We start from the raw sequence: 394 nt of genomic DNA on the forward strand, positions 1-394 counted from the left end.
GTTAGCACTCAGTGTTACCCAAAATTAGTGGTAAATATTTTATATGGAGATTTATGTCTGAATTAGAAATTAGTAGTTCATCAGTTGAAGAGTTAAAACTAGCTTCTAGAATGTATCGCTTATGTGCTGTTTTCTTCGATGTGTTAATAATTATAGTGGCAAGTATTGCGTTTCTTTATTACACCGATGTTATAAATAGGATAAAAACCACGGGGTTAGTTTCTACATCAGATCTATCCATGATTCTTATTTATAGTTTACTTATATTTATAATATTTCATGCTTATCTACTTTTTAAAAATGGGCAGACTTTTGGTAAATGGATTTTTGATATATCAATTGTAAAAAAAGATGGCACTAAAATACATGGACTGGCCATCATTTTAAAGCGCTC

1 protein-coding gene is annotated in these 394 nt (G+C 29.9%); it reads left to right on the top strand.

Annotation, left to right across the window (positions count from 1 at the left end):
* Nucleotides 1-53: 53 nt before the first annotated feature.
* A partial coding sequence (locus tag GQR38_RS20170) for an RDD family protein (protein ID WP_165738059.1) occupies nucleotides 54-394 on the top strand: 341 nt, incomplete at its 3' end.

The organism is Pseudoalteromonas sp. c7(2019), from assembly GCF_011378625.1.
GTDB classification, from domain to species: Bacteria; Pseudomonadota; Gammaproteobacteria; order Enterobacterales; family Alteromonadaceae; genus Pseudoalteromonas; species Pseudoalteromonas arctica.